Origin of the sequence: Pseudomonas sp. A014 (genome assembly GCF_052378495.1) — a bacterium.
Taxonomy (GTDB): domain Bacteria; phylum Pseudomonadota; class Gammaproteobacteria; order Pseudomonadales; family Pseudomonadaceae; genus Aquipseudomonas; species Aquipseudomonas machongensis.
In genome coordinates this window covers 1,056,671-1,082,806 of sequence record NZ_CP199001.1, presented here as the reverse complement: position 1 = coordinate 1,082,806, position 26,136 = coordinate 1,056,671, and the positions used below count along the sequence as shown (strand labels likewise).

23 protein-coding genes are annotated in these 26,136 nt (G+C 64.1%); 10 read left to right on the top strand and 13 right to left on the bottom strand.

The window, feature by feature from the left end; all coding sequences use genetic code 11:
• Window positions 1-90 precede the first annotated feature (90 nt).
• Window positions 91-1,437, bottom strand: coding sequence for a metalloprotease PmbA (gene pmbA / locus ACTYOL_RS05190; RefSeq protein ID WP_125930677.1), 1,347 nt, complete (start codon window positions 1,435-1,437; stop codon window positions 91-93).
• 109 nt (window positions 1,438-1,546) lie between these two features.
• Here pmbA and yjgA point away from each other — a divergent pair, with 109 nt between their 5' ends.
• Window positions 1,547-2,068, top strand: coding sequence for a ribosome biogenesis factor YjgA (gene yjgA, locus ACTYOL_RS05185; RefSeq protein ID WP_063543154.1), 522 nt, complete (start codon window positions 1,547-1,549; stop codon window positions 2,066-2,068).
• 140 nt (window positions 2,069-2,208) lie between these two features.
• Here yjgA and tldD read toward each other — a convergent pair whose 3' ends face one another.
• The 8 genes from tldD to mreB all read right to left on the bottom strand — a co-directional run bounded on the left by tldD (window position 2,209) and on the right by mreB (window position 13,291).
• Window positions 2,209-3,648, bottom strand: coding sequence for a metalloprotease TldD (gene tldD, locus ACTYOL_RS05180; protein WP_054894392.1), 1,440 nt, complete (start codon window positions 3,646-3,648; stop codon window positions 2,209-2,211).
• A gap of 2 nt (window positions 3,649-3,650) precedes the next feature.
• The gene (locus tag ACTYOL_RS05175) at window positions 3,651-4,502 is read right to left on the bottom strand and encodes a carbon-nitrogen hydrolase family protein (protein ID WP_054894393.1); all 852 of its coding nucleotides are present in this window, start codon (window positions 4,500-4,502) and stop codon (window positions 3,651-3,653) included.
• 8 nt (window positions 4,503-4,510) lie between these two features.
• A complete protein-coding gene (locus ACTYOL_RS05170) occupies window positions 4,511-8,332 on the bottom strand; it encodes a YhdP family protein (RefSeq protein WP_197892150.1) in 3,822 nt (1,273 codons plus the stop codon).
• A gap of 73 nt (window positions 8,333-8,405) precedes the next feature.
• A complete protein-coding gene (gene rng, locus ACTYOL_RS05165; RefSeq protein ID WP_197892149.1) occupies window positions 8,406-9,863 on the bottom strand; it encodes a ribonuclease G in 1,458 nt (485 codons plus the stop codon).
• 54 nt (window positions 9,864-9,917) lie between these two features.
• Complete coding sequence (locus tag ACTYOL_RS05160; protein ID WP_054894396.1) at window positions 9,918-10,514, bottom strand: Maf family protein; 597 nt, start codon at window positions 10,512-10,514, stop codon at window positions 9,918-9,920.
• Between the two features lie 29 nt (window positions 10,515-10,543).
• A complete protein-coding gene (gene mreD, locus ACTYOL_RS05155) occupies window positions 10,544-11,032 on the bottom strand; it encodes a rod shape-determining protein MreD (protein WP_054894397.1) in 489 nt (162 codons plus the stop codon).
• The gene (gene mreC, locus ACTYOL_RS05150) at window positions 11,032-12,078 is read right to left on the bottom strand and encodes a rod shape-determining protein MreC (RefSeq protein ID WP_082420955.1); all 1,047 of its coding nucleotides are present in this window, start codon (window positions 12,076-12,078) and stop codon (window positions 11,032-11,034) included. Before mreC ends, mreD begins: the two co-directional genes overlap by 1 nt.
• 175 nt (window positions 12,079-12,253) lie before the next feature.
• Entirely contained in the window at window positions 12,254-13,291 is a 1,038-nt protein-coding gene (gene mreB / locus ACTYOL_RS05145; protein WP_003255163.1) for a rod shape-determining protein MreB, read from the bottom strand.
• A gap of 202 nt (window positions 13,292-13,493) precedes the next feature.
• Here mreB and gatC point away from each other — a divergent pair, with 202 nt between their 5' ends.
• From gatC to ACTYOL_RS05115, 6 genes are all read left to right on the top strand, one after another.
• On the top strand, window positions 13,494-13,781 hold the full coding sequence (gatC, locus tag ACTYOL_RS05140) for an Asp-tRNA(Asn)/Glu-tRNA(Gln) amidotransferase subunit GatC (protein WP_054894398.1): 288 nt from the start codon (window positions 13,494-13,496) through the stop codon (window positions 13,779-13,781).
• 15 nt (window positions 13,782-13,796) lie between these two features.
• The gene (gene gatA, locus ACTYOL_RS05135) at window positions 13,797-15,248 is read left to right on the top strand and encodes an Asp-tRNA(Asn)/Glu-tRNA(Gln) amidotransferase subunit GatA (protein ID WP_197892148.1); all 1,452 of its coding nucleotides are present in this window, start codon (window positions 13,797-13,799) and stop codon (window positions 15,246-15,248) included.
• 11 nt (window positions 15,249-15,259) lie between these two features.
• Entirely contained in the window at window positions 15,260-16,705 is a 1,446-nt protein-coding gene (gatB, locus tag ACTYOL_RS05130; protein ID WP_054894400.1) for an Asp-tRNA(Asn)/Glu-tRNA(Gln) amidotransferase subunit GatB, read from the top strand.
• 87 nt (window positions 16,706-16,792) lie between these two features.
• Window positions 16,793-17,167, top strand: coding sequence for a septal ring lytic transglycosylase RlpA family protein (locus ACTYOL_RS05125; RefSeq protein ID WP_176717867.1), 375 nt, complete (start codon window positions 16,793-16,795; stop codon window positions 17,165-17,167).
• Window positions 17,168-17,227: 60 nt separating this feature from the next.
• Window positions 17,228-18,271 (top strand): calcium/sodium antiporter, encoded by a 1,044-nt coding sequence (locus ACTYOL_RS05120; protein ID WP_153772676.1) that lies wholly within the window; start codon window positions 17,228-17,230, stop codon window positions 18,269-18,271.
• 10 nt (window positions 18,272-18,281) lie between these two features.
• Window positions 18,282-18,656: a carboxymuconolactone decarboxylase family protein gene (locus ACTYOL_RS05115; protein WP_444757632.1), complete on the top strand. Its 375-nt coding sequence runs from the start codon at window positions 18,282-18,284 to the stop codon at window positions 18,654-18,656.
• A gap of 107 nt (window positions 18,657-18,763) precedes the next feature.
• Here the strand turns inward: ACTYOL_RS05115 and ACTYOL_RS05110 are convergent, their stop codons facing one another.
• Window positions 18,764-20,125, bottom strand: a complete 1,362-nt coding sequence (locus tag ACTYOL_RS05110; protein WP_063543144.1) for an amino acid permease — start codon at window positions 20,123-20,125, stop codon at window positions 18,764-18,766.
• Window positions 20,126-20,177: 52 nt separating this feature from the next.
• Window positions 20,178-21,119 carry an AEC family transporter gene (locus ACTYOL_RS05105; RefSeq protein ID WP_054894405.1) on the bottom strand — a complete coding sequence of 314 codons (942 nt, stop codon included), beginning with the start codon at window positions 21,117-21,119 and terminating at the stop codon, window positions 20,178-20,180.
• Between the two features lie 189 nt (window positions 21,120-21,308).
• On the opposite strand from ACTYOL_RS05105, the gene ACTYOL_RS05100 reads away from it, so the two are divergent.
• Together ACTYOL_RS05100 and ACTYOL_RS05095 are read left to right on the top strand one after the other, a co-directional pair.
• Window positions 21,309-22,934, top strand: coding sequence for a phospholipase (locus ACTYOL_RS05100; protein ID WP_197893490.1), 1,626 nt, complete (start codon window positions 21,309-21,311; stop codon window positions 22,932-22,934).
• A gap of 14 nt (window positions 22,935-22,948) precedes the next feature.
• Window positions 22,949-23,137, top strand: a complete 189-nt coding sequence (locus tag ACTYOL_RS05095) for a hypothetical protein (RefSeq protein WP_153772681.1) — start codon at window positions 22,949-22,951, stop codon at window positions 23,135-23,137.
• Window positions 23,138-23,195: 58 nt separating this feature from the next.
• On the opposite strand, the gene ACTYOL_RS05090 is transcribed toward ACTYOL_RS05095, so the two are convergent.
• Both ACTYOL_RS05090 and ACTYOL_RS05085 read right to left on the bottom strand, forming a co-directional pair.
• On the bottom strand, window positions 23,196-23,756 hold the full coding sequence (locus ACTYOL_RS05090) for a response regulator transcription factor (protein ID WP_054894408.1): 561 nt from the start codon (window positions 23,754-23,756) through the stop codon (window positions 23,196-23,198).
• Complete coding sequence (locus ACTYOL_RS05085; protein ID WP_197893488.1) at window positions 23,753-25,012, bottom strand: ATP-binding protein; 1,260 nt, start codon at window positions 25,010-25,012, stop codon at window positions 23,753-23,755. Before ACTYOL_RS05085 ends, ACTYOL_RS05090 begins: the two co-directional genes overlap by 4 nt.
• 199 nt (window positions 25,013-25,211) lie before the next feature.
• On the opposite strand from ACTYOL_RS05085, the gene ACTYOL_RS05080 reads away from it, so the two are divergent.
• A complete protein-coding gene (locus ACTYOL_RS05080; protein WP_063543138.1) occupies window positions 25,212-25,925 on the top strand; it encodes an SIMPL domain-containing protein in 714 nt (237 codons plus the stop codon).
• Window positions 25,926-26,136 lie beyond the last annotated feature (211 nt).

Genomic DNA, 26,136 nt, shown 5'->3' with positions numbered 1-26,136 from the left:
TAATTAGAATCACTTCAAGGGCGGAGCCACAAACAAAAAACCCGGCGCGATGGCCGGGTCTGTCGTCAAGCGTGGGTCAGCGGTGCGCCGTCAGCTACCGGCGACGGTCATCCGTTCGATCAGCACCGAACCGCTGTGAATATTGCTGCGCGTTTCAATATCGCTGCCAATCGCCACAATCTGCTGGAACATGTCTTTCATATTGCCGGCGATGGTCACTTCCTGGACCGGGAACTGGATTTCACCGTTTTCCACCCAGAAACCCGCAGCGCCCCGGGAGTAGTCGCCCGTTACCATGTTAAGGCCATGCCCCATCAGTTCAGTCACCAGCAAGCCGCGCCCCATGCGACGGATCAGTGCAGCCTGGTCTTCGACGCCATGGGTGACGAACAGGTTATGCACCCCGCCTGCGTTGGCGGTGCTGGGCAGTTTGAGCTTGCGACCGGCATAGGTACCCAGGATGTAGGAGACCAGTTCGCCCTTGTCGATGAACGGTTTGGCATAGGTGGCCAGGCCATCGCCGTCGAACGCGGCACTGCCCAGCGCACGTGGAATGTGCGGACGCTCGTCGAGGGTCAGCCAGGTCGGGAACAGACGCTGGCCCAGGGTGCCTTCAAGGAACGACGACTTGCGGTAAAGGTTGCCGCCAGAGATCGCCGACAGGAAGCTACCGAACAACCCGCCAGCCAGTTCCGCAGCGAACAGCACCGGCACCTCGCAGGTCGGCACTGGACGTGCGCCCAGACGGCTGGCGGCACGCTGGGCAGCGCGCTGGCCAATACTGCGCGGGTCGGCCAGCAATTGGCCCTGGCGATTGACGTCGTACCAGTAGTCGCGCTGCATCTGCCCTTCGCCTTCGGCGATCATCACACAGCTCAGGCTGTGGCGCGTCGAGGCGTAGCCACCGATGAAGCCGTGACTGTTGCCATACACCCGCACGCCCTGGTGCGTGTTGAGGGTGGTGCCGTCGGCATTGAGAATACGCTTGTCGGCATCGAAGGCGGCCGCCTCGCACTCCAGGGCCATCTCGATGGCACGCTCGGGCTCGATGTCCCAGTCGTGGTAGAGGTCGAGGTCGGGCATTTCACGCGCCATCAGTGCCGCGTCGGCCAAGCCCGAGCACTCATCCTCTGAGGTGTGCTTGGCAATTGCCAATGCAGCAGCCACTGTTTCGCGAATGGCCTCCGGACCGCTTGCCGAAGTACTGGCCGAGCCCTTGCGCTGGCCCACGTAGAGGGTGATGCCAAAGCCCTGGTCGCGGTTGAACTCGACCGTTTCGACCTCGCGCTGGCGCACGCTGGTGGACAGGCCCTGCTCCAGCGAAACCGCCACCTCGCAGGCACTGGCGCCCTGGCGGCGTGCTTCGGCAACGATCGCCTCGACCTGCTCCTGCAACGCTGGCAGGTCCTTCGGACCTATGCTCTGGACTGCACTCATGGTTTTCTCCACTCAAATTCTGCGTTCGGCGAGGGCCATTCTTCGACCGGGCCGGACAAAGCGGCCCCCGACTGGTTATCATGGCGGCGATTTCCTGCGGACTGCCACCATGGTTGATTCATACGACGACGCCTTCGACGGCGAAAAAAGCAAGACCCAGATCAAGCGCGAGCTGCATGCGCTGGTCGAACTCGGCGAGCGCCTCACCACGCTCAAGCCCGATATCCTCGCGCGCCTGCCACTCACCGACGAGTTGCGCAAAGCACTGGAGGAAGCGTCCAAACACACCGCCCACGGTGCCCGCAAACGCCACATGTCGTTCGTCGGCAAGCTGATGCGCGTACAGGACCTGGAGGCCATCCATGCGCTGCTCGAGCAGATAGACAGCTCCACGCGCCAGTACAACGAACGTTTCCACGGCCTTGAGCGCTGGCGCGACCGGTTGATCGACGGCAACGACGAAGACCTCGAGCGCTTCGTCCAGGAGTTCCCCGATACCGATCGCCAGCAACTGCGCTCGCTGATCCGCCATGCCCAGCACGAAAAGGCGCGGAACAAGCCGCCTGCCGCTGCGCGCAAGGTGTTCAAGTACATCCGTGACCTCGACGAGCTGCAACGCGGCCTGCGCTGAGCACCGCCACCGACCGCTTGTAGGCGCGGCATCGCGTCGCGAAAGGGCTGCACGGCAGCCCCGTCTGTGTCGCCGAGATCTCGAGGCCGCCTGGCGGCCTTTGCGCGACACAAGGCCACTCCTGCAGGCAGGGCTTGTCATCAAGCCCCGGTACCGCCCACGGTGATCGCGTCCAGCTTCAGGGTCGGCTGACCAACGCCAACCGGCACCGACTGCCCATCCTTGCCACAGGTACCGACTCCGCTGTCCAGGGCCAGGTCGTTACCGACCATCGACACCCGGCTCATCGCCTCCGGCCCATTGCCGATCAGGGTCGCACCCTTGACCGGCGCGGTGATCTTGCCGTCTTCGATCAGGTACGCCTCACTGGTGGAGAACACGAACTTGCCACTGGTAATGTCCACCTGACCGCCGCCGAGATTGGCGCAGTAGATGCCCTTCTTCACCGAGGCGATGATCTCCTGCGGGTCACTCTCGCCGGCGCGCATGTAGGTGTTGGTCATGCGCGGCATCGGCAGGTGCGCGTAGGATTCGCGTCGACCATTGCCGGTCACCGCCATACCCATCAGGCGGGCATTGAGCTTGTCCTGCATGTAGCCCTTGAGGATGCCGTTCTCGATCAGCGTGGTGCATTCGGTCGGCGTGCCTTCGTCATCGACGCTCAGCGAACCGCGACGGCCTTCCAGCGTGCCGTCGTCGACGATGGTGCACAGCTTCGACGCCACCGCCTCACCGATCCGCCCGCTGTAGGCCGAGCTGCCTTTGCGGTTGAAATCACCTTCCAGACCGTGGCCGACCGCTTCATGCAGCAGTACGCCCGACCAACCCGGACCGAGCACTACCGGCAGCGTGCCGGCCGGTGCAGGTTGCGCCTCGAGGTTGACCAGCGCTTGGCGCAGCGCCTCGCGGGCATAGCCCATCACCCGCTCTTCCGTGAAGTAGCGGTAGTCGGTACGCCCGCCCCCGCCCTGGCCGCCCCGCTCGCGGCGACCGTTGTGTTCGACGATGACGCTGACGTTGAAACGCACCAGCGGCCGCACATCCGCGGCCAGGCTGCCATCGGCCGCCGCCACCAGGATCCGCTCCCACACGCCCGCCATGCTCACGCTGACCTGCTGGATACGCGGGTCGAGGGCACGAGTGGCAGCATCGACGCGCTTGAGCAGTTCGACTTTCTCGGCGCGGCTCAGGACATCGAGCGGGTTGCCCGGTGCGTACAGGGCGGTCACGTCCTGGCTGCGGAAGGCCTGCACCTTGCCGTTCTGGCCGGCGCGGGAGATCGAGCGGGCGGCGCGCGCCGCTGACGTCAGGGCTTCAAGGTTGATTGCGTTGCTGTAGGCGAAGCCGGTTTTCTCGCCAGACAATGCACGCACGCCGACACCCTGGTCGAGGTTGAAACTGCCTTCCTTGACGATACCGTCTTCCAGTGCCCAGGTTTCCGAGATCTGCCCCTGGAAATACAGGTCGGCAGCGTCGATGCCGGGCCCTGCCAACTCACCCAGCACAGCCTGCAGGCTGTCCAGGGTCAGTCCGCCCGGGGCCAGGAGCTGCTCGCTGACGGTGGATAACATCTGGCTCATAGTCACTCCGAGGTGTGCGCAGGCCGCAAGGCGTCCTGCGAGAAAAAGCGCCGGTGCGAAACGACCGGCATGCGCGCCCGTATGGACGCTTGTTCTTCAGCGTCGCGCTCGGCGAGCAATATCGCTTCGCCATGCGCATGTTCGGCGACGATCCGCCCCCAAGGGTCGACGATCGCCGCATGGCCATGGGTTTCCCGCGGGCCTGGATGGATACCGCCCTGCGCGGCGGCCAGCATGTAGCACTGGGTTTCGATGGCGCGGGCACGGATCAACACTTCCCAATGTGCCGCGCCGGTCACCGCAGTGAACGCCGACGGCGCGCTGATCAGCTCGGCCCCGGCAGCGCGCAGGGCGCTGTAGAGCTCGGGAAAGCGCAAGTCGTAGCACACCGACAAGCCCAGGCGTCCAACCGGCGTATCGGCCACCACTACCTGCGCGCCATGGGCGTAATCATCCGATTCGCGGTAGCGCCCGCGGTTGTCGGCCACGTCCACATCGAACAGGTGCAGCTTGTCGTAACGCGCGGCGATCTCGCCGTGCTCGTCAACCAGCAGCGAGCAGGCATGGGCCTTGGCCTCGGGCTCATCGACCGGCGGCAACGGCAAGGTGCCGGCAACAATCCATAACCTGAGGTCGCGTGCGGCACGTTTCAACCATGGCAGGATCGGGCCTTCGCCAAGCGCCTCGGCGCGACCGATCGCGGCCGCATCGCGCCGCCCCATGGCCGCGAAATTCTCCGGCAGCACCGCCAGCCGTGCACCGCTGTCAGCGGCCTGCTCCAGCAGCACGTGAGCCCGCTGCAGGTTGGCCAGTACGCCGTCCTGGCTGACCATCTGGATCACTGCTGACTTCATGACCACTCCTAGCGCGATTTATCGAAAGGTTTCACAAAGGTGATTTTAGGCTCTTTGACCGGACCTTCGACCCGATAGTGCACGCTGGCGAAGCGCGCGACCCGATCGCCGATCAGCCGATCGACAAGGAACAACGCGCCGCCGACCGCAGGTGCCCCGACGATCAGCGCCGCCAACGGCAGGTTGTTGGTGACCGGCAGGGTCACCTGCAGGTTGGCATCGATACGGTCGCGCACAAAGTCGAGGGTGCCATCGAGCTCGAAATTGCTGGAGGGGCCGGTGACAGCGATCGGTTCACGGGTGACATAAACGCCCTCGCTGGCCACCAGCAGGCCCTTGACCCGATCATAGGCCAGCCCCTCGCCGAACAGGTCGGAGAAGTCCAGGCGCAGACGACGACCAATGGAGTTGAAGTTGAGCAGGCCGAACACCCGCAACGCCTGGGCGCTACCCTCGACCTCGACGAACTGGCCGGTGCGCAGCGAGGCATCGAGGCTGCCGGAGAATCGCTTGAGGTTGACCCAGGCCGGCGAACCCGGCCAACGACCATCGACATCCATGCGGAAATCGCGGCTGGTGACCGTGGGCGCGAAGCCCCAGGCCTTGAGCACGTCACCCAGGTCCTTGCCGTCCAGGCGCCCCTTGTACCAACTGTTGGTGCTGCCAGGAACACCTTCCCAGCCGCCGCTGCCGTCGATGTGCAGGCCCTTGAGATTGAGGTCGATGTCGTCCAGCGACACACCACGGGCATTCGGCCGCAGCTTGACCGAGGCGCTGCCGAACAGGTCGTCACCGCGATACAACTTGTCGATGCTCAGGTCCAGGACCGGCGCCTTGCGCGGGTCGAAGGTGGCCAGCGGATCAGGCGCATCTTCGGCCTGGGCTTCCTGCGGATCGGCCGGCGGCAGGCGCAAGGTCTGCAGTTTCACCACCATGGGCGCGGCCTTGGCATCCGGGATCCGCGCATTGCCGATCACTTCCTTGCTGTCCAGGCGCAGGTCCCAGGCGCTGGCAACACGAGCCAGACGCACCACTGCCTGGTTGAGGTCGGTGCCGAATGCCTTCAACTGGCCAATGCTCACATCCACGCTCTGCAGGCCCTGTCGTGCGCTGCCACCTGGGTCTTGACCTGCGTATTTGTCCAACTGCTGCTGCCAGGGCTCAAGGTCCAGCGATTCGAGGCGCCCACGCACCCGCAGGCCCTGGCCGCCCGGCACGCTCGCCTCGCCACCGCCGAGCACCAACTCGCCGCGTCCCTGGGCCAGCTTGTCGAGCGAAGCCGCATAGGCCAACCGTGCCACATCAGCGTAGCTCGCATCAAAGCGCCGCTCGGCACCTTGCAGGTTCATGCTGAAGCTGCTGTCGCGTGACTCGCCCGCCGTTTTGCCGAAGGGCGCTGGCAGGTCGATGGTCAGCCCCTTGAGCGACGAGTTGACGCTCAGGCGATTGTCGCGGCTCCCCAGGCTGACCTGAAGTTGATAGGGGATATCGCCCGAGGCCGGGAGTGCCTGCTTGAACTGCAGCCAGTCGGTCAACGACTTGAGCGGCACCTGGCCGGTGGCGTTGATCCGGGTCTGAATCTGGCCACCCTGCCCTTCGGCGAGAATCTGCGCAGTCACCGGCCTGTCGAAGGCCTGGAGGCTGATGCCCTTGCCGCTCAATCCCTTGTCGAGGTCGAAGGTGAAGTCACCCTTCAGGCGGCTCAGATCGAGTGCCGGCGGCTCCACCTTGAGGCGAGCATCCGAAGTCGAGAAATCCACCAGCACCTTGGGACGCAGACCGTGCTCCAGCGGGATGTCCAGCTTGACCTTGCCCTGCAGCGGGCCCTCGCCTTCCCAGCCGGCGAAGATCTCGCCAGTGCCGATCGGTGCCTCTTTCAGAATCTTCAGGCCGTCGCCCAGGCTGCCGTCGAACTCGCCGTCCAGGTACAGGCGGCTATGCTGGTCGCCCTCGACATGGGGGATGTTGACGCTGACATCACTGACCCGGGTGTCGAGCAGCAGACCCTTGCTGGCCTGGATGCGCACACCGGTATCCTCGATGTACACATTGCCGTCCACCTGCTGCACCTGCGGCCAGCCCGGCTGGAAATCGAGCGCTGCGTCATGCACCTTGAAGAACAGGCTGATACTGCGCGAATGCGCCGGGGCGTTGTGGTTCAGCGATCCCTGGTACTGGAAATAGCCCTCGTCGACCGCACCCTTGACGATGGCACTGCGAAGCCACTCATCCAGCGCCGGGCTGAGCACTTCCGGCAGGTACTTGGCCGTGTAGCGGCCATCGCCCTCGGTGAGGCCGACACGCAGGTCCATATAATCGGCCTGCTCTTCGTGGAACCTGAAGCGAATGAGAAAATCGGCGGCGATCTTGCCCTCGTCGCCCAGCACCTTGATGTAGGGCGCGATGAGGGTGAAGCCGTCCTTGTCGAGCGCCCAGGTCAGGCGGGCATTGGCTTTCTGGTAGTGCCAGGGTTTGCCGAAAATGGGGTACAGATGCAGCATGAAGGCATCGGTATCCAGGCGTAGTTCGCCGTGCCCGAGATCGCCGCTGATGCTGCCGCTGACATTGCCGGCTGCGGGCGCTCCGTGATAAGCATCGAAACCGATCTTGTCGAGATTGGCGGCGAACTGCAGGCGCTGGTCACCTTCGGCATGGGGACGGATGTCGAGCTGGACGTTACGCAGCGTGCCGGTCACGTTAAGGGCGTCGACGACGGTCATCAGGTTGTCCGGCAGCGGTGCCAGGCCATCGATCAGCGGCGTCAGCGGCGTCAGGTCGAGACGATCGGCCTGGACATGCCACACATCCTCGGTAGCCTCCTGCCCAGGACGCTGGCGCGCTTGCAAATGTGTTTCCCAGCGGGTTTCACCGATACTCGCAGCCAACGAATCGACCACGATCTCGTAGCCCTCCTTGCCCCGGCGCACCCAACTGGACAGCGCCAGGTTGTCGAGAGTCACGGTCTTGCGCCCGGCATAGGCGCCGCGCAGCTGTGGCGCGTTCAGGCGGGCGACGGCGCGCTGCAAATGACCTTTGTTCCAGTCGATCCAGAATTCGCCCCCCGCACGCAGGGTCTTGGCTCGCCACTGCCCGAGCAGGCTTGGCGGTACCCAGCGCGCCCAATCGCTCTGCGGCAGGCTGACATAGGCCTCCAGGTGTCCGTCGCGCCAGGCGTCGAGGGTGGCGCGGCTGCGCAGGTTCACCGCCAGGGGCTGACCGTCGGGCAGGGTCGCGCGCATCTCCAGGCGCTGGCGCGACGGACCGGCTTGCAAGCCAAGGCTGACATAGGTGAGCGTGACCGAATCACGGCGCCACGGCTGGAAGGTAACCTGGCTGTCGAACACATCGACCCGGCCCAGTTGCTGGAGGCGTTGCAGCAATTGGGCAGGGTCGAGGGGCGCATCGTCTTTCTTCGGCAGGCCTTCAAGGGTCCAGGCACCTTGCTGGTCTTCATGCAGGATCAGTTGCAGGCCGCCGAGCTGGACATGCGCCAACCGCACTTCGCGAGCCTTCAAGCTGGCCCACAGGTCGGGCACCAGCTTGACGTCATCCAGGCGCAAGGCTGCAGAGCCTTCGCCCAATTGCAGGTCGCGCAGCCTGAGCACCGGGGCCAGACCACTCCATCGCCCTTCGAGCGCCCCCACATGCACAGGCAAGCCCAAGGCTTGCTGGGCCTTGTCTTCGAGGTCGGCCCGGTATTCGGCCACCAACGGCACCAGTTGCCGACCGAGGCTGACATACAGTGCCACCAGCACCGCGAGCAAGGCGCACAGCCCCAGCCCCCAACGGGTCAACGCGCCTAGAACGCGGGTCAGACGTTCCATGGCCATTGCCCTCCGAGTCGTCCATTAACTATGGCCGCAAGCGGTGTTTTCGCCACTGGGCGAACGGTTTCAGAACGCGTCAGAGCAGCACCACATCATATTGTTCCTGGGAATACATGGACTCGACCTGGAAGCGAATGGTTCGCCCGATGAAGGCCTCCAGTTCGGCGACGTTGCCTGACTCTTCGTCCAGCAGCCGATCGACTACCTTCTGGTTGGCCAGCACGCGGTAGCCTTCTGCCTGGTAAGCCCGCGCCTCACGAAGAATTTCGCGGAAGATTTCGTAACAAATAGTCTCTGGCGTCTTCAGCTTGCCGCGCCCCTGGCAGGCCAGGCAGGGCTCGCACAGCACCTGCTCGAGGCTTTCACGGGTACGCTTGCGGGTCATCTGTACCAGGCCCAACTCGGTAATGCCGATGATATTGGTCTTGGCATGGTCGCGCTCGAGCTGTTTTTCCAGCGTGCGCAGGACCTGGCGGCGGTGCTCTTCGTCTTCCATATCGATGAAGTCGATGATGATGATGCCGCCGATGTTGCGCAGGCGAAGCTGTCGCGCAATGGCGGTGGCCGCTTCGAGATTGGTCTTGAAAATGGTCTCTTCGAGGTTGCGATGGCCGACGAAGGCGCCGGTATTGACGTCGATGGTCGTCATCGCCTCGGCAGGATCGACCACCAAGTAGCCCCCGGACTTGAGCGGCACCTTGCGCTCCAGGGCGCGCTGGATCTCGTCCTCGACCCCATAGAGGTCGAAGATCGGCCGCTCGCCGGGATAATGCTCGAGGCGGTCGGCGATTTCGGGCATCAGCTCACCCACGAATTGCGTGGTCTTCTGGAAGGTTTCCCGCGAGTCGATGCGGATCTTCTCGATCTTCGGATTGACCAGGTCGCGCAAGGTGCGCAACGCCAGGCCGAGGTCTTCGTAGATCACGGTCGGCGCACCGCAGGCCTGGATCTGGCTGCCGATCTGCTCCCACAGGCGACGCAGGTAGCGGATGTCCTGGAGGATGTCTTCAGCACGCGCGCCCTCGGCGGCGGTGCGCAGGATGAAGCCGCCGGCGTCCTTGATCTTCTCTTGCGCCATCGAGTCGCTGACCACCTGTTTAAGACGGTCACGCTCGGCTTCGTCCTCGATTTTCAGCGAAATGCCGACATGGCTGCTGCGCGGCATGTACACCAGGTAGCGCGACGGGATCGACAACTGGGTGGTCAGGCGCGCGCCCTTGGTGCCGATGGGGTCCTTCGTCACCTGCACCACCAGGGCCTGGCCTTCGTGGACCAGTGCGGTGATGGTCTCGACCGCCGAGCCTTCACGCTGGGAGATCTCCGAGGCGTGGATGAACGCCGCACGCTCCAGACCGATATCGATGAAGGCGGCCTGCATGCCGGGCAGCACACGCACCACCTTGCCCTTGTAGATATTGCCGACGATGCCACGGCGCTGGGTGCGCTCGACATGCACCTCCTGCAGCACTCCGTTCTCCACCACTGCCACGCGTGACTCCATCGGCGTGATGTTGATCAGGATCTCTTCACTCATGGCAGGCTCTCGTCAAAGGTCTTCGGTAATGATGGATCGCTGTCGGGCGGCTGGCTAGCGCTGGACGGTATCCTCATGCTGCCAGCAGGGAATGCCGAACTGCTCCAGCAACTCGGCGGTTTCGCTCAGGGGCAGGCCGACCACGGCCGAATAACTGCCTTCGATGGCGCTGACGAACACCGCGCCCAGGCCCTGGATCGCATAGCCACCGGCCTTGTCCAACGGTTCACCGCTGTCCCAGTAGCGACATGCTTCATCGAAAGAGATAGTACGGAAACGAACCTTGGTCGCCACGCACAGGCTCAGGGAGCGCGTGCCGTCGGTCACGGCCACGGCAGTGAGCACCTGGTGCTCGCGCTTGGACAGGTCGCCCAGCATCGCCAGGGCGTGCTCGCGGTTTTCCGGCTTGCCAAGGATCTGGCCGTCGAGCACCACGGCAGTATCGGCGCCGAGCACCACGCCCGGGGCATCGAGCAGGTTGAAACCAGCCACCGCCTTGGCTTGCGCCAGGCGCTCGACGTAGGCCTGGGCGGCTTCGCCGACCTGCGGGGTTTCGTCGATGGGGGCGCTGACCACGGTGAATGGCACGCCAATCTGCGCCAGCAGCTCACGTCGACGTGGGGAGCCGGAGGCCAGGTGCAGTCGAGTCATGGGGACATCTCCGTGTCAGTGGCGACGCGTCAGTGGATATGCAGGCGTCGGCGCATGCCGCGCAGGGCGAAGCTGATCCAGGGCCAGAGCAAGGCGCTGATCACCGCCGACCACACCAGTGCAAGCGTCGGCAGGCGATTGCCGGTCAGGGCGCTGAGCCACAGCTGGATCAACTGGGCGATGCCGAACACCACCAGGATCACCAGGCTCTGCTGCCACATGGGGAACATGCGCAGGCGTTGCTGCAGGGACAGCACCAGGAAGGTGATCAAGGTGAGGATCAACGCGTTCTGCCCCAGCAGGGTGCCGTAGAGCACGTCCTCGGCCAGGCCGAGCACGAAGGCCGTGGTCATGCCGACCTTGCTGGGTACGGCCAGGGTCCAGAACGCCAGCAACAAGGCCAGCCACATGGGGCGGAACACCTCCATGAACTGCGGCATCGGCGTGACGCTGAGCAGCAGGCCGATGACGAAGGTCAGCCAGATGGCCCAGCCGTTTCTGCTACGGGTACTGGCCATCATTCTCTCCGGGGCTGTGCAGGCGACGCGGGTGCGGCTGGTGGGTGTGAGGTGGAAGAGCCGTGGGCTGGCGCGGTGGCGGCAGGTGCTGGCGCATGGGCCGGTGCGCCGCTCGCAGGCGCAGTTGCCGGTGCTGGCACGGCTGCCGGCTTGGCACTCGCACCGTCCTGACGGTCGGCCTCTTCCTGGGCGATCGCTGCATCAGTGGCACGCTGCTCAGGCGTACGTCGATCGCTGAACACCAGCAACATGTACCGGCTGCGATTGAGGGCGGCGGTAGGAATGGCGCGAACGATGGCGAACGGCTGACCGGAGTCGTGAATTACCTCGTTGACCGTGGCCACCGGATAACCGGCCGGGAAACGCTGCCCCATGCCGGAGCTCACCAGCAGATCGCCTTCCTTGATGTCGGCGGTATCGGCCACGTGACGCAGTTCCAGGCGCTCCGGGTTGCCGGTGCCGCTGGCAATGGCGCGCAGGCCGTTGCGGTTGACCTGCACGGGAATGCTGTGGGTGGTGTCGGTCAGCAGCAGCACGCGCGAGGTGTAGGGCATCAGCTCGACCACCTGGCCCATCAGGCCGCGGGCATCGAGCACCGGCTGGCCGAGGAACACACCGTCGCGCTCGCCCTTGTTGATCAGGATGCGATGAGTGAAGGGATTGGGATCGACCCCGATCAACTCGGCGACTTCGACCTTTTCGTTGACCAGTGCCGAAGAATTGAGCAATTCGCGCAGGCGCACGTTCTGCTCGGTGAGCGCGGCCAGCTTCTGCAGACGCCCCTGCAACAGCAGGGCTTCGGTCTTGAGCTTCTCGTTTTCGGCGATCAGCTCGGTGCGGCTGCCGAACTGCCCGGCCACGCCCTGCCACAGACGCTGCGGCAAGTCGGTGACCCAATAGGATTCCATCAGCACCAGCCCCATCTGGCTGCGTACCGGCTTGAGCACGTCAAAGCGCGAGTCGACCACCATCAGCGCGACCGACATCACCACCAGCACGAGCAGACGAACGCCCAGCGAAGGGCCCTTGGAGAAAAGCGGTTTAATGGGCCGTTCCTCGTGGACGACGATTCAAGCGGTCATTGCACGAGGTCAATGCAACCACCAGCCTGCGGATTGACGGAAACGACGCCCGACGGACGTCAACAGCGCATACAGGTAGCACTGTGCGTGCCACCTGTAAACCAGGCGATCTTCAGCGACGGCTGGACAGCGCCAGGACTCACTCGCTGGAGAGCAGGTCCATGGCGTGCTTGTCCATCATCTCCAGCGCACGACCACCGCCACGGGCGACGCAGGTCAGCGGGTCTTCGGCAACGATCACCGGCAGGCCGGTTTCCTGGGCCAGCAGCTTGTCGAGGTCACGCAGCAGCGCGCCACCGCCGGTCAGCACCAGGCCACGCTCGGCGATGTCGGACGCCAACTCCGGCGGCGACTGCTCCAGGGCACTCTTGACCGCCTGGACGATGGTCGCCAGCGATTCCTGCAGCGCCTCGAGCACTTCGTTGGAATTCAGGGTGAAGGCACGTGGTACGCCCTCGGCCAGGTTGCGGCCGCGCACGTCGACCTCGCGGACTTCGCCGCCCGGGTAGGCGGTACCGATTTCCTGCTTGATGCGCTCGGCGGTGGATTCACCGATCAGGCTGCCGTAGTTGCGGCGCACGTAGGTGACGATGGCTTCGTCGAAACGGTCGCCGCCCACACGTACGGATTCGGCGTAGACCACACCGTTGAGCGAGATCAGGGCGATTTCGGTGGTACCGCCACCGATGTCGACGACCATCGAACCGCGGGCTTCCTCGACCGGCAGGCCGGCACCGATGGCGGCAGCCATGGGCTCTTCGATCAGGAACACTTCACGGGCACCGGCGCCCAGCGCCGATTCACGGATGGCACGGCGCTCGACCTGAGTCGACTTGCACGGTACGCAGATCAGCACGCGTGGGCTGGGCTGCAGGAAGCTGTTTTCGTGCACTTTGTTGATGAAGTACTGCAGCATCTTCTCGCAGACGCTGAAGTCGGCGATCACGCCATCCTTCATCGGACGAATGGCAGCGATGTTGCCGGGAGTGCGGCCGAGCATGCGCTTGGCTTCGGTACCGACGGCCACGACGCTTTTCTGGTTGCCGTGGGTACGGATGGCAACAACCGAGGGCTCATTCAGGACGATACCGCGCTCACGCACGTAAATAAGGGTGTTGGCAGTACCCAGGTCGATGGACAGATCGCTGGAAAACATGCCACGCAGTTTCTTGAACATGGGAAAGTGACCCTGGGGAAAGCGTGGGTAAAAAAGTGCGGCAAACTCTAACAATGGCAGGGATTTTGGGCAAGGAGCCAATATGTTAAATTGGCAGTTTTTCCGAGCACGCCAGCCGATGATCGCGGCCGTATGACCGCCAGAATCCCGGCATGTTCCTCATTACGGAAGCATTCTGTTTCTGTTTTTCCTGGAGATCCCCATGGCGCTTCAACGCTGTGACGTGGAAAAGATCGCCCATCTGGCCCGTCTGGGCCTCAATGAAGGCGAACTGCCACGCATTACCGATGCCTTGAACAGTATTCTCGGGCTGGTCGACCAGATGCAAGCCGTCGACACCACCGGCATCGAGCCCCTCGCCCACCCGCTCGAAGCCACCCAGCGCCTGCGTCCCGACCAGGTGACCGAAAGCAACCAGCGCGATCGCTACCAGGCGGTGGCACCCTCGACCGAGAACGGTCTGTACCTGGTTCCGAAAGTCATCGAGTAAGGGATAGAGCCTGCCATGCATCAACTCACTCTGGCCGAGATCGCCCGCGGACTCGCCGACAAGTCGTTTTCCTCCGAAGAGCTGACCGGCGCGTTGCTGTCGCGCATCAAGCAGCTCGACCCACAGATCAACAGCTTCATCAGCGTCACCGAAGCGCAGGCGCTGGAACAGGCCCGCGCCGCCGACGCCCGTCGCGCCAATGGCGAAACCGGCGCACTGCTGGGCGCACCGATTGCCCACAAGGACCTGTTCTGCACCCAGGGCGTACGCACCAGCTGCGGCTCGAAGATGCTCGACAGCTTCACCGCCCCCTATGACGCCACCGTGGTCGCCAAGCTCGCCGAAGCCGGCATGGTCACTCTCGGCAAGACCAACATGGACGAATTCGCCATGGGTTCGGCCAACGAATCCAGCCACTACGGCGCGGTGAAGAACCCGTGGAACCTCGAGCACGTGCCAGGCGGCTCGTCGGGTGGCTCCGCCGCAGCCGTGGCCGCGCGCCTGCTGCCGGTCGCCACCGGCACCGACACCGGCGGCTCGATCCGCCAGCCAGCCGCACTGACCAACCTCACCGGCCTCAAGCCCACCTACGGCCGCGTCTCGCGCTGGGGCATGATCGCCTACGCCTCGAGCCTCGACCAGGGCGGCCCGATGGCCCGCACTGCCGAAGACTGCGCCCTGCTGCTGCAAGGCATGGCCGGTTTCGACCCCAAGGACTCGACCAGCGTCGACGAATCGGTACCCGACTACAGCGCCAACCTCAACGCCTCGCTGCAGGGCCTGCGCATCGGCCTGCCGAAGGAGTACTTCGGCGCCGGCCTCGATCCGCGCATCGCCGAACTGGTCCAGGCCAGCGTCAAGGAACTGGAGAAGCTCGGCGCGGTGGTCAAGGAAATCAGCCTGCCGAACATGCAGCACGCCATCCCGGCGTACTATGTGATCGCCCCGGCCGAAGCCTCCTCCAACCTCTCGCGCTTCGACGGCGTGCGCTTCGGCTACCGCTGCGAAGACCCGAAAGACCTCACCGACCTGTACAAGCGCTCGCGTGGCGAAGGCTTCGGCGTTGAAGTACAGCGCCGGATCATGGTCGGCACCTACGCCCTGTCGGCCGGCTACTACGACGCCTACTACGTCAAGGCTCAGCAGATCCGTCGCCTGATCAAGAACGACTTCATGGCAGCCTTCGAACAGGTCGACGTCATCCTCGGCCCGACCACGCCGAACCCGGCCTGGAAACTCGGCTCGAAGAACGCCGACCCGGTCGCCGCCTACCTCGAGGACGTCTACACCATCACCGCCAACCTCGCGGGCCTGCCCGGCCTGTCGATGCCGGCCGGCTTCGTCGATGGCCTGCCGGTGGGCGTGCAACTGCTGGCCCCGTACTTCCAGGAAGGCCGCCTGCTCAACGTCGCGCACCGCTACCAGCAAGTCACCGACTGGCACACCCGCGCCCCCAACGGCTTCTGAGGAATTCACACATGCAATGGGAAGTTGTGATCGGGCTGGAGATTCATACCCAGCTCGCCACCCAGTCGAAGATCTTCTCCGGCAGCGCCACCACCTTCGGCTCCGAGCCGAACACCCAGGCCAGCCTGGTCGACCTGGGCATGCCCGGCGTACTGCCGGTGCTGAACCAGGAGGCCGTACGCATGGCCTGCATGTTCGGCCTGGCCATCGATGCCGAGATCGGGCCGCGCAACGTGTTCGCGCGCAAGAACTACTTCTACCCCGACCTGCCCAAGGGCTATCAGATCAGCCAGATGGACCTGCCGATCGTTGGCAAGGGCCACCTGGACATCGCCCTGGAAGACGGCACCCTCAAGCGCATCGGCGTCACCCGCGCACACCTTGAGGAAGATGCCGGCAAGAGCCTGCACGAAGATTTCAACGGCGCCACCGGGATCGACCTGAACCGCGCTGGCACACCGCTGCTGGAAATCGTTTCCGAGCCGGACATGCGCAGCGCAAAAGAGGCCGTGGCCTACGTCAAGGCCATCCACGCCCTGGTGCGCTACCTGGGCATCTGCGACGGCAACATGGCCGAAGGCTCGCTGCGTTGCGACTGCAACGTCTCGGTTCGCCCGAAAGGCCAGGTCGAGTTCGGTACCCGCTGCGAGATCAAGAACGTCAACTCGTTCCGCTTCATCGAACGGGCGATCAACAGCGAGATCCAGCGCCAGATCGACCTGATCGAGGACGGCGGCAAGGTGGTCCAGGAAACCCGCCTGTACGACCCGAACAAGGACGAGACCCGTTCCATGCGCAGCAAGGAGGAAGCCAACGACTACCGCTACTTCCCCGATCCGGACCTGCTGCCGGTGGTCATCGAGCCAAGCTTCCTCGAGACCGTCCGCGCCTCGCTGCCCGAACTGCCAACGCAGAAGGTCGAACGCTTCCAGAGCCAGTACGGCCTGTCGGCCTACGACGCCAACGTGCTGGCCAGCAGCCGCGAACAGGCCGACTACTTCGAGCAGGTGGCCAGCATCGGCGGCGACGCCAAGCTGGCGGCCAACTGGGTCATGGTCGAGCTGGGCAGCCTGCTGAACAAGCTGGGTGTCGAAATCGACCAGTCGCCGGTCAGTGCCGAGCTGCTCGGCGGCATGCTGCAGCGTATTCGCGACAACACCATCAGCGGCAAGATTGCCAAGACCGTGTTCGAGGCCATGGCTGCCGGTGAAGGCGATGCCGACAGCATCATCGAGAGCAAGGGCCTCAAGCAGGTGACCGACACCGGCGCGATCGACAAGATGCTCGATGAAGTGCTGGCCGCCAACGCCGAGCAGGTCGAACAGTACCGCGCCGCCGATGAAGCCAAGCGCGGCAAGATGTTCGGTTTCTTCGTCGGCCAGGCGATGAAGGCTTCCAAGGGCAAGGCCAACCCGGGGCAGGTGAACCAATTGCTCAAGGCCAAGCTCGAAGGGTGACCTGAACGCCCTCGTTCGCGGGCAAGTCGGAGCGGCGGTTCGGCGCTCCGCCTTGCCCGCGAATGGAAGCACCGGAGAGCACCTGCCTTGCTGAAAAAAAACCTCACCGCCCTGGCTCTTTTCTCTGCCTTGGCCGGCTGTGCCAGCCATGACATCGACCCACGCGGCTACGACGAAACCGGCACCGCCTCCTACTACGGCTCCCGCCACCACGGTAAACGCACCGCCAGCGGCGAAGCCTTCAACCAGCACGGCCTCACCGCCGCCCATCGCACCCTGCCGTTCGGCAGCCAAGTACTGGTGACCAACCTGTCCAACCAGCGCAGCGTGGTGGTGCGTATCAACGACCGCGGCCCCCATACCCGTGGCCGACTGATCGACCTGTCACGCGCTGCCGCAGAAAAAATCGGCATGCTCCGTAGCGGAACGGCGCGAGTCCGGGTACAAGGTCTGAGCGACTGACCTGACTGGAGCCCTGCCATTTTCGACCTCGCCACCCTCCCCACCTTCAGCCTCCTGCAACTGGGCCTGGGCCTGGTGCTGTTGGTCATCGGCGCCGAACTGCTGGTACGCGCCGCCCTGCGCCTGGCCACGCGCCTGCACGTGCGGCCGCTGATCATCGGCCTGAGCCTGGTGGCCTTCGGCAGTACCGCGCCACAACTGACAGTCAGCCTGCAGGCGGCCTACCAGGGCGCGCCGGACGTGGCGGTGGGCAGTGTGATCGGCAGCAATATCTTCAATGTGCTGGTGATCCTCGGGCTTGCTGCGCTGATCATCCCGCTGCGCGTTTCGCGGCAACTGGTACGCCTGGACATCCCGTTGATGATCGCGGCCAGTGCAGTGGTCTACCTGCTGGCGGCCAACGGCGAACTGGGCAGGCTCGAGGGCGCGCTGTTGCTGCTGGGCCTGCTGGGCTACCTGGGCATGCTCTGGCATCAGTCCCGCCACTATTCCCGCACCTATCCTGCGCCCGACGCCGCTCGCCGCAGCCCGGGCCGCTTCTGGAGTACCGTGGTGCTGCAGACCCTGTTCGGGCTGGTGCTACTCAGCCTCGGCGGGCACTTGCTGCTGGAGGCGGCGGTCGAGGTCGCCACCGACCTGGGCCTGTCCGAGCGGATCATCGGCCTGACCGTGGTCGCGGTCTGCACTTCGCTACCGGAACTGGCCGCCGCGCTGATCGCCGCCCTGCGTGGCGAGCGCGAGATCGCCGTGGGTACGGTGATCGGCAGCAACCTGTTCAACCTCCTGGCAGTGCTGGGGCTGACTGCCTTGACCACGCCCGAACCGCTGACCATCTCACCCAACGCCCTGGCGTTCGACCTGCCGGTGATGCTCGGGGTCGCCGTCCTTAGCCTGCCCGTGTTTTATTCCGGCTACCGGATCACCCGCGCCGAAGGGCTGGTGTTCCTCGCGCTCTACCTGGCTTACGGTCTGCACGTGGTGGCCTTCACCACCGGCATGCCACTGGCCGGGCGCCTGGAGCGCCTCATGCTGTTCTACGTCATGCCGGTGCTGGCGGTGGTACTGCTATACACCACGCTTCGCGCCTGGCGCCGCCAACACTGAGGAAAACGCAATGACCGACAACAAGAACGCCGGTGAGCAGGTTCGGCGCCAGGTGATGGGGGACGCTTTCGTGGATCGCGCCCTGGGCAATGCCACCGAATTCACCCAGCCCCTGCAGGACTTCGTCAACGAGCATGCCTGGGGCAGCGTCTGGTCCCGCGAGGGGCTGCCATTGAAGACTCGCAGCCTGATCACCCTGGCGGCGCTGACCGCACTGAAGTGCCCACAGGAGCTCAAGGGCCATGTGCGCGGGGCACTGAACAACGGCTGCACGGTGGAGGAGATTCGGGAGGCGCTGCTGCATTGCGCAGTGTACGCAGGGATCCCGGCGGCGATCGATGCGTTCCGCGCGGCACAGGAAGTGATCGACAGTTACCAGGCCTGAGGTCGCACCGGCCTCTTCGCGGGTAAACCCGCCCTCACAGGCACGCCGCTGCACGGACCCTGTGGGAGCGGGTTTACCCGCGAAAAGAGCGACGCATCAGCGCAGATTCATCCCTTGGCCTGACGCGCCTTCTTCACCCGGAATGCCACCCACAGCGCAGCGATCCACAGCGGAATCAGCATCACCGAGATGCGCACTGGTGGGGTGAGGTACATCACCACCAGGATCAGTGCAATGAACGCCAGGCACAGATAGTTGGTCAGCGGATGCCCCCAACTGCGGTAGAACGGCGTGATGCCCGCCGCCAGCTTGGCCTTGCGGAACTTCAGGTGGGTGATGCTGATGCTCGCCCAGTTGATCACCAGCGCCGATACCGCCAGAGCCATCAGCAAACCGAACGCCTCACCCGGCATCAGGTAGTTGATCACCACGCACAAACCGGTCGCCAGCGCCGAAACGCCCAGCGCCACCAACGGCACACCGCTGCGGCTGACCTTGAGCAACTGGCGCGGCGCATCGCCCTGGCTGGCCAGGCCGAACAGCATGCGGCTGTTGGCGTAGACGCAGCTGTTGTAGACCGACAGTGCGGCGGTCAGCACGACGACGTTGAGCACGGTGGCGACCACGTCGCTGTCCAGCTCATGGAAGATCATCACGAACGGGCTGCCGCCCTGCACCACCTTCTGCCACGGGTACAGCGCCAGCAGCACGGCAAGCGCGCCGATATAGAAGATCAGGATGCGGTAGACCACCTGGTTGGTGGCCTTGGGGATGCTCTGGCGCGGATTGTCCGCCTCGGCAGCGGTGATACCCACCAACTCCAGGCCGCCAAAGGAGAACATGATCACCGCCAGCGCCATGATCAGCCCGGTGATGCCATTGGGGAAGAAGCCACCGTACTGCCACAGGTTGGCCACGCTGGCATCCGGGCCACCATGACCGCTGCCCAGCAGCCAGGCGCCGAAGCCGATCATGCTGACGATCGCCACTACCTTGACCAGGGCGAACCAGAACTCCATCTCACCGTAGACCTTCACCTGGGTCAGGTTGATGGCGTTGATCACCACGAAGAAGATCGCCGCCGTGGCCCAGGTCGGAAACTCCGGCCACCAGTACTGCACGTAGATACCCACGGCCGTCAGTTCGGCCATGCCAACCAATACGTAGACGACCCAGTAGTTCCACCCCGAGACGAAGCCGGCGAACTCGCTCCAGTATTGATGGGCGAAGTGGCTGAAGCTGCCGGCAACCGGCTCTTCGACCACCATTTCACCCAGCTGGCGCATGATCAGGAAAGCCATCAGGCCAGCGATCGCATAGCCCAGCAGTACCGAAGGGCCGGCCAACTGGATGGTTTGGGCGATCCCCAGGAACAGGCCGGTGCCGATGGCACCGCCCAGCGCAATCAACTGGATATGGCGATTCTTCAGCCCGCGTTGCAACCCCGCGGGCGTGCTCTGGTCTTGCATGAAGTGTCCTTTAGTTCAGGAGGCAGTGTTGTTGTGTTGTGGCGGCCAGCATCTAGATCCACCCGCCCCATTGCAAGATGAATATGCCGATATTGGTGGTGATCGCCGCCATTAGCGTCGTGATCACGATGATAGACGCAGCCAGCTCGTGATTGCCATTGGCCGCGCGGGCCATGACATAACTGGCTGCCGCCGTCGGGCTGCCAATGTAGAGAAACAGGATCCCCAGCTCCGCGCCGCGAAACCCGCACAGCCAGGCGCCCAAGGTGGCCACCAGCGGCAGCCAGACCATCTTCACCAGGCTGGCATCCACCGCGAGCTTGCCGCTGTCGCGCAGGGCCGCCAGCGACAGGGTGCCGCCGATGCAAATCAGCGCCAGTGGCAGGGTCATCTGCGCCAGGTAGTCGCCCGAGGTCAGCAACCAGTTGGGCAGGGGCACCTGCCCATACGCCATGGGCGTCGCTGCCAGCACGCTGATGATCAGCGGGTTGCTGAAGATGCTCTTGCACAGGCTCCACGGGTCGGATTTCAAGCTCGGGCTGTACACCGCCAACACCACCGTCGACAGCGAGTTGTAGAGCAGGATCACCAGCCCGGCGAGTACCGCACCGAGGGAAATCCCGTAGTCGCCATAGAGGCTGGCCGCCAGCGCCAGGCCGATCACTCCGTTGTTGCCGCGAAACGCACCTTGCGTGTAGATGCCGCGGTCCTCTGGCGGGCTGCGCCAGATCGCCAGCCCCCAGGAGAGCGCAAAGCACACCAGAGTCGCGAGGATGAAGTAGAGGATGACCCCGGGCTTGACCGCCGTCGACAGGTCGGCGTGATAGATACCCAGGAACAGCAGCGCCGGCATGCAGGTGTTGAACACCAGCGAGGACGCGACCTTGATGAAGTTGTCGTCGATCAAGCGGATGCGCTTGAGGAGCACGCCCATGAACAGCATGGCGAAAACCGGAGCCGTGATGTTCAACGTCTGGATAAGAAGGGCGAGCATTGCGCGCGATCCTGGAGAAGGTTGCCGATAGGGGCTAATCATACGTCAGTGCCAGGTGATTGCGTCCGCCATGGATGAAGGATCTGTCCACAAACAGATCTTGACGTAGGAAATTTCCACCCTATTATCAAAACAACTGTATATACGTACAGTTAATTGGAATTTTTCAGACATCGCATGGAGCAAACAATGTCAGAAATGCAATCACTGCCGGCAACCGGCCAGGCCCATCTGTCGGTCGCGGATCTCGACCGCTTGTTCGACCCTGAGGGCGTTCCTCTGGAGGGGGCGCACACGCATCTGGTGCTGGTAGTGGACGGCCATCACACCGTCAAATATCACCGCCTGCCGCCACTCCAAGCACCTAAGCTCACCGGGCCCGAATTGCGCTTCGAAGGCGGCGAGCACACCGCCATCGGCGACAACGTCCTGCTGCGTTTTGCCGCCAACCAACCGCCGGTCGTGGCGCACCAGTCACCTCTGCCGTTGCCCAATGGCCTGAGCCTGACCTACGGCCAGGTGGTGGCTCTGGGCGGTGACTTCTATGGTGTGCCCGAACGCCCCATCGCCGATGGAGCAACACCCGCCGAACGCATCGAACGTTTCCTCCAGGCTTTCGACTCCTTGGCCCGCCTGCCCGCCTCCCGTGCCGAAGCCCAGGACATTCTGGCGGTCATGCAGGAAGAGATCTCGGCGGCCAATCGCGCCATCAACGACGGACGTCAACCCCATGAAGCCTATGACGCACTGGGCGACAGCCTGTCGGCGCGCTGGAATCGCATCACCGGAGGCGGCAGCGTGGCTTCGGATCTACTGCCACTGGGCCGCTACCTGAAACTGGCCGCCAGCAACTGGGACCATTTCGGCCGGTCGGCCCTGCTGGCTTACCAGGCCGGCCACGGCGCTGCACTGCAGCAGGCACTGCGCGCCCGTGACAGCGGCGACGAACGCGACCTGCAACTGGCCTATGCCATGAACGCCTTCGCCGACCACTTCCTTACCGACCTGTTCTCCGCCGGCCATTTGCGCGTACCGCGCAAGGCCCTGGCCGACACGGTCACGCCGAGCGATATCGGCTCGCTGGTGTCGCGCTTCATGCACGACGAGGACAGCAAGTATGGTCTGCGTGTACGCAATGCCGAAGGCGAGCAATGGCGGGCCTATGGCGACAAGCGTTATTTCGACAGCGTCGATGTGGCCAACCGACGCCAGGTCGGCCGCGCGGTACAGCGTTCGGCCGACGAAGTGTTCCAGGCCTTCGACAAGGGACGGGCCACGTCGCCGGAGCAGTACGCCGCCCTGCGCTTGACGCCAGACCTGCAGGCAGCCGAACAGGACCTGGTGCCCGGCAATTTCGCTCCGCTCTACCGCCAGCAAGGCTCGACGGTGCTGCGGCGCAAGAATGTGGCCGACCTCAACGACGGCCAGTACACCCGTGATTGGTGGGGCTGGAGCACTTACCTGCTGCTCAAGGACTACAAGCCCAACCGCCCGACGGGCTTCATTGATGCCCCGACAGCCTCGCCAGCCATCGTTGCCAACGGTTGGCAACGCCGCGAGCCGGATGGCCTGAACTGGCGTCGGGGTAACGCCGTGCGCTATGCATTCAGTGTTGACGATGGCATCAACGAATCCTATATCGGCCCTTGGAATCCCTATAGCGAGCTGGGCGAGCAGTTCCACCCGACCGTGCAACTACCGCTCGATGCCCAACGCCGTGGGCGCAACCTGTTCCGCCAGTTTCGCGATGGCGCACCAGAGCTGATCGCTCGCCTCGACGGGCAGGCCACCACCTATATCGACCGTAACGCGTGACAAGGAGGTCACCGATGAACATCAGGATCAAACTGGAACTGGCTTCAGGCCAGTCGCTGCAAGGGATGCCGCTGGAGTTGCTGCGCGATGGGCAAGTGGTCGGGCGGGCGCAGGTGGGGCGGGATGGAGAGGTGTCGTTCGCGGTCGAGCCAGGCACAGGTGCGCTGGCGGTGCGAATGGATCGGGCAGTGATCGGGGGCTGATCTTCGCGGCGCCTTCTTCACGGGCAAGTCGGAGCAGACGCCGCGGTCTACCGATCGATCAGCGCCGCACCGGGCGCTTCTGCAGCTTGCGCTGCAAGGTGCGCCGGTGCATGCCCAGCGCCCGCGCCGTGGCGGAGATATTGCCCTCGTGCTCGGTCAACACGCGCTGGATGTGTTCCCACTGCAGGCGGTCCACCGACATCGGGTTTTCCGGCACCAGGGTATCGAGGTCGGCATGTTCGGACAGCAGCGCCGCCAGCACATCGTCGGCGTCGGCCGGCTTGCACAGGTAGTTGCAAGCACCGCGCTTGATCGCCTCAACCGCAGTGGCGATGCTCGAATAGCCGGTCAGGATCAGCACGCGCATCTCCGGGTCCAGTTCCAGCAGCTTGGGCAACAGGACCAGGCCCGAGTCGCCCTCCATCTTCAAGTCCAGCGTGGCGTAGTCCGGCAAGTCCTGCTGGGCCAGGATCAATCCCTCTTCGGCGCTGGCGGCGGTGCTCACCCGAAAACCGCGGCGGCTCATGGCACGGGCCATCACCCGGGTAAAGGTGGCGTCATCATCCACCAGCAGCAGGTGCGGCAGCTCTTCGCCTTCGATCTGGTTCTCGTCGCTCATCGTTCATCTCCTCGCTTGCCATAGGGCAGGCGCAGCTCGGTCAGGGTGCCGCCCTCTTCATGACTATAGAGTTTCACCGAGCCCCCCGCGCGGGTCACGCTGGCCTTGCTCAGGAACAGGCCCAGGCCGAAGCCTTTGCCCTTGGTGGTAAAGAAAGGTTTGCCGATCGCCTCGGCGATGGCCACCGGTACGCCGGCGCCATGGTCGCGGATGCTGATCAGGATATCCTGTGCATCCCAGTCCAGACGCACTTCGAGGTCGTTCGGACAGGCATCGGCGGCGTTGTTCAGCAGGTTGAGCAGCGCCTGGGTGAGGTCGGGTGGCGGAATCAGCCGCGGCACCTCGCCATCGCGCAGGCGCTGGAAGCGGTAACTGGCTTCAGGGCGCATCAGGTGCCAGCGGTTGAGCGCCTCGTCGAGCCAGGCGGTGACCTCCTGCTCCTGCACATTCATGCGTCGGTTGGCTTCGGCGGCACGCACCAGTTGCTGCAGCGTCTGCTTGCACAGCTTGACCTGGTCCTGCAGTACCGCAAGGTCTTCCTGCAACTGCGGATCGGTATGGTCCTGGCGCATCTCGTTGATCAGCACGCTCATGGTCGCCAACGGCGTGCCCAGCTCGTGGGCGGCCCCAGCGGCCTGGGTGGCCACGGCCAGCAACTGTTCATCGCGCAGGCTTTCCTCGCGCCGCTCGGCACGCATCTGCTCCTGGCGGCGCAGCTCTTCGGCCATGCGCGCGGCGAAGAAGGTAATGACAGCAGCGGCCAGGGCGATGCTCAGCCACATGCCATACACCTGCATGGTGTCGCGCGCCAGCGGCAGCGTCTCCAGCGGGTAGAACTGCACCAGCAGCAGGCTGTAGGCGACCAGCGCAATGCCCGACAACACCAGTGAATAGATCCACGGCAGGGTCACGGCAGCAATCGCCAGCGGCACCAGGTAATAGGACACGAAGGGGTTGGTCGAGCCCCCCGAGTAGTACAGCAAGGCACTGTGGATCAGCAGGTCACAGGCCAGTTGCAGGGCGTACTCCATCTCCGTGACCGGCAAGGTCAGGCGCAGCCGCAAGGCGGTGAAGGCACACAGCAGCGACGATAGCGCCAGGGTTGCCACCAGCGACAGCCATGGCAGCGGCAGCAGCTCGGTCCAGTAGGCCACGCCCACGGAGCCGGCCTGGGCGGCCAGGACCAGGATGCGAATGATGGTCAGGCGCCAGAGGTTCTGGCGAGTGGCGGACATTGGGTGTGCGGGGGCGAGCATGAGCTCTCCTGATGAGTGCTCCAGGACAATCGGCTGGAGTATACCGAAGCCATGGCCCCCGCTGCAGCAATGCGGCAAAGCGCCACACTCTGTCACAAAGTCATGATGGCATTGTTGAACCCACTACACTGTTTTCGGTCTGATTGGCCATGCGTGGAATGGACATCATCCCCACGCTTTCTATTTGAAGGAGTCATACATGCACATTTCCCGTCGCAGCGCCGCGTTCGTCCTGTCTTGTGGCATGCTCGCCAGCCTGCCGGCCCTGGCCGCAGACGAGCCACGCTACAACCAGGTTTCGCTGCGCGCCGAGGTCAGCAAGGAAGTGGCCCGCGACCTGATGGTCGTCACCCTTTACAGCGAAGCGCAGAACACCGACCCGGGCAAGCTCGCCAAGCAGATCACCGAGACCATGAACAAGGCGGTCCAGCAGGCCCGCGAAGTCAAGGACGTGAAGATCAGCCAAGGCAGCCGTAACAGCTATCCGGTCTACGACACCAAGGGCCAGAAGATCACCGGCTGGCGCGAGCGCGCCGAACTGCGCCTGGAAAGCGCCGACTTCCCAGCCCTGTCCAAGCTCACCGGTGAACTGCTGCAGGAGCTGAAGATGGGCGGCATGGATTTCTCCATCGCCCCGGCCACCCGCAAGGCCAGTGAAGACGAGCTGCTCAAGGATGCAGTCAACGCCTTCAAGGCCCGCGCCCAACTGGCCACCGAGGCCCTCGGCGGCAAAGGCTACAAAGTGGTCAGCCTGAACCTCAACAGCAGCGGCTACCCGCGACCTTACATGCGCAGCGCACCGATGGCGATGAAAGCCATGGCTGCGGATGAAGCGGCCTCGCCGGATATCGAAGCGGGCACCAGCGAAGTCAGCATGAATGCCGACGGGCTGATCGAAGTACAGATGCCGTGATCGCGGCTGCGCTCGATTGAGCGACCGGGGCCGCCGCCAGGACGGCCCCTTCCCTCCCCATCTCGCCGCACCTGTCGCAATGACAGCGGCGAAGCCCTTACCGCAGCTCTTCAGATGAATATTCCCACGCACCCTTAAAGTGCATCCTACATCCCTCAACGCTTCGAAACATGTCGCAAAATGCCAGCTTTTTTCTTGCGCAAACGTTCAA